This window comes from Pseudomonadota bacterium, assembly GCA_026388275.1.
Taxonomy (GTDB): domain Bacteria; phylum Desulfobacterota; class Syntrophorhabdia; order Syntrophorhabdales; family Syntrophorhabdaceae; genus JAPLKB01.
Genome location: JAPLKB010000066.1, coordinates 1 through 3,112, shown reverse-complemented (window position 1 = coordinate 3,112; position 3,112 = coordinate 1). Strand labels below are relative to the sequence as shown.

Sequence of the window (3,112 nt, the reverse complement as noted above, 5' to 3'; positions counted from 1 at the left end):
TTTTATAACCGAGATGTTTTGCGAAACACAGCGGAACAAAATTTTCAAGGGTTACGGGGCCATAATTATAGATGATGTTCTTGCAATCCCCTCGCCAGCACTGTCTGAGAACGCTATAAGTCCTGATGAAAAGAGCGGGGAACAAGACCAGGGCTTTGTTGCGAGTCAGGCCGCCCATGACCGTACGATAGGCAGTGCCTTCGTGCAGTCCGGAGAACCCATCCTTGCAACTCAACTGACGATGTAAATGATAAGCTGAATTCCACCACCATCTCCAAGTAGAAATACACCAGGCACTCCAAACAGAAATACACCACCTGGATGGAATTGGAATGGGATATCCTTTAGAAAAAAAAGTAACTAAAGGAGATCCGGCAGGTGGTGAAAAAAGGCATGTATCACGAAATTAAAAGATTACAGAAACAGGGATACGGAAAGAACCGTATCTCAAGGGAGTTGGGTGTAGACAAGAGGACCGTCATCAAATACTGCGCTATGGATGAAGAGGAATATCGGTGCTATCTGGAACGATCACAAAACCGTGAGAAAGGGTTTGATTCTTTCAGAACAATGATTCTCGATCTGTACCGGAACAACGACTGCATCAGGCTGCCCGTATCAGCAGTATATGATTATCTTGAGGAAACGCAAAAGGAACTGCCGGCGAACGAGAACAGTCTGAGAAATTACATAGGGTATCTCCAAAAGACCGGGCAACTGACATTGTCCGATAAAAAACGATATTACACCAGGGTGGCAGATATGCCTTATGGTCTGCAATTGCAGATCGATTTCGGTGAACAGACAGATCAAAAAGGTGGTAAGTACTATATATTTGCAGCAGTACTGTCAGCGAGCCGCTTCAAATATGCGGCACTGCAGGAAAGACCCTTTACCGCCTACGATCTGGTAGAGCATCTGCTTGACTGCTTCGACTATCTTGGGGGCATACCGGAAGAACTGGTAATAGATCAGGACAGCATCATGGTTGTCGCAGAGAATGTCGGGGATATCATATACACAAAGGTGTTCGGTGATTTTATCGGTGAGATGGGATTGAAAATGAGGGTATGCCGGAAGGCTGACCCGGAGAGCAAAGGGAAGATTGAGAACTTTATCAAATATATCAAGCACAATTTTTTTGCCTTCAGGGAATTTGAGGATATCCAGAAGGCAAGGGACAACCTGATGAAGTGGCTTGAACGCAGAGCAAACGGAAAAATATCACAGGCTACAAAGAAGATACCTCTCATAGAGATTGAGGAAGAGAGAAAGCATCTGAGGGCATTAAAAAATTCGATTTACAGAAAAAACCATGCAAGCACCAGAGAAGCAAGAATCGTCAACAGCAATTGTCGGATTGCTGTTGATGCCTGCCAGTATGATCTCCCCGACCGATACAGAAATCAGGTAGTAGAAATATACAGGACAGATGATAAGCTGTTTGTATTTGACCGCTATAGTAACGAGGAAATAGCGGACTATGCACTCTCCCTGATACCGGGCGTAATAGTAAAAAACAGGGCTGTTGTGCGGGAAATGGGCGTAAAGGTACAAGAACTGAAAGATGAGGTTACGGGATACTTCACCTGTGATAACTGGACACTGTTCCTCTCCGGCAATTTCAGCGCCTTTCCCCGTTACACCAGAGACCAGTGTCTGGAAGCCAGAAAATGTTTCCGTGATAATACCCCTGATCCTGAAACATTTGACCTGTCATTGCGATACTGTATTGATAATAAGATGTTCTCCGTGGGAAATCTGAAAAGCAGCTACCAATATTTCCTGGAAGCCGGAAAACACAGTGAAGAAAACCCGGTGCCGATACTTGCAACCAGGACCGGGGTGACTGCAGCTGCTGCAGGTCTTACAGTGTCAAAACCCGATCTTGCGCCATACCTGGTACTGGTAAATATTCCCGGAGGCGTATAATGAAGGCCTACGGACAGGTGATAGACCAATTGACAACATTGAAATTAAAAGGAGTTGTACAGAAAATTGATGAAGCGGTGAATGCAGCGGAAAGCAGACAACAATCGTATATCGCTTTTTTGAATACCCTTCTTGCCGCTGAACTGGATTACCGGGTAGAAAAGAAATACAACCGGAACATGACAGGAGCCCATTTCCCGGTTGTGAAAGAAATCAATACCTTTGAGTTCGGTAATATAAAAGGCATTGCAAAGATGGACATATCACAACTGCTTGAGTTTGCCTGGCTGGATAACCGCATGAATATACTTCTGTTCGGACCCCCGGGATTAGGGAAGACCCATCTTGCGATAGCACTGGGCATAAAGGCAGTGGAAAAGGGATATGTTGTCAGTTTTGAGCGCATGACAGCGCTGATCAAACTCTTGAAGACTGCTGACATTCAGAAGATGTCCGCCTTCAGAATAAACAGGATTCTCAAGTCGGATCTTGTCATTATTGATGAAATAGGATATTCGCCTATAGAGAGAAAAGAGGCCAATATGTTTTTTAACCTGATCAGTGAACTGTATGAAAAGAGGTCCGTAATTATCACATCAAACAAGAGCTTCAATGAATGGGCCGAAATGCTGGGAGATGAAATTATGACCACTGCTCTTCTGGACAGGCTGTTACATCATTCAAAGATATTCAATCTGGATGGTCATTCTTACAGAATACAAAATCTAAAAAAGGAGGTTAAGTAGCTGCCTGCAGGATTCACAGGTGGTGTATTTCTATTTGTGACGGGTGGTGTATTTCTATTTGGAGTGGGTGGTGGAAAAACAGTTGTAATTTACACCCATCTTCTTTTTGAATTCCTTCGTGATGTCCGCAGGATCGCCGGCATAGGTATCTACATAGGATGCCCCGAGGGCAACATGGGAATTGCCGTAATCTCCACCAAAGTTTTCATCAAACAGGGTGTCAGCCATAAACCGGTCAATTCTTGAAAATCGTCTATCAGTAAGGGAAAATTCACCCACTTTTGAAGCTCCATTATCCATGGATATCTGTTTTTTTGTGAACTCTTCCCCTGTCTTTGCCTCCGCCTTTACAACAGAACCTTTCCGGAAGGTAAGACGCACTTCTTCAACATAATTTCCGCTCCTGAAGGATGGGAGATTTGCATAGTATGTCC

General features: G+C 44.3%; 4 protein-coding genes. 3 read left to right on the top strand and 1 reads right to left on the bottom strand.

Annotated elements, in window-relative coordinates; genetic code table 11:
• From NT010_16920 to istB, 3 genes are all read left to right on the top strand, one after another.
• Nucleotides 1-247, top strand: a 247-nt coding sequence (locus tag NT010_16920) for a hypothetical protein (protein MCX5807725.1), incomplete at its 5' end; no start/stop codon positions are given.
• Nucleotides 248-378: 131 nt separating this feature from the next.
• Complete coding sequence (gene istA, locus NT010_16915; protein MCX5807724.1) at nucleotides 379-1,932, top strand: IS21 family transposase; 1,554 nt, start codon at nucleotides 379-381, stop codon at nucleotides 1,930-1,932.
• The gene (gene istB, locus NT010_16910; protein ID MCX5807723.1) at nucleotides 1,932-2,678 is read left to right on the top strand and encodes an IS21-like element helper ATPase IstB; all 747 of its coding nucleotides are present in this window, start codon (nucleotides 1,932-1,934) and stop codon (nucleotides 2,676-2,678) included. Before istA ends, istB begins: the two co-directional genes overlap by 1 nt.
• 54 nt (nucleotides 2,679-2,732) lie before the next feature.
• On the opposite strand, the gene NT010_16905 is transcribed toward istB, so the two are convergent.
• The coding region (locus tag NT010_16905; protein MCX5807722.1) for an aminopeptidase at nucleotides 2,733-3,112 on the bottom strand (380 nt) is incomplete at its 5' end.

Excerpts from the sequence above, each read along its gene's own strand:
- istB (MCX5807723.1), top strand. The coding sequence starts at position 1,932 with ATGAAGGCCTACGGACAGGTGATAGACCAATTGACAACATTGAAATTA.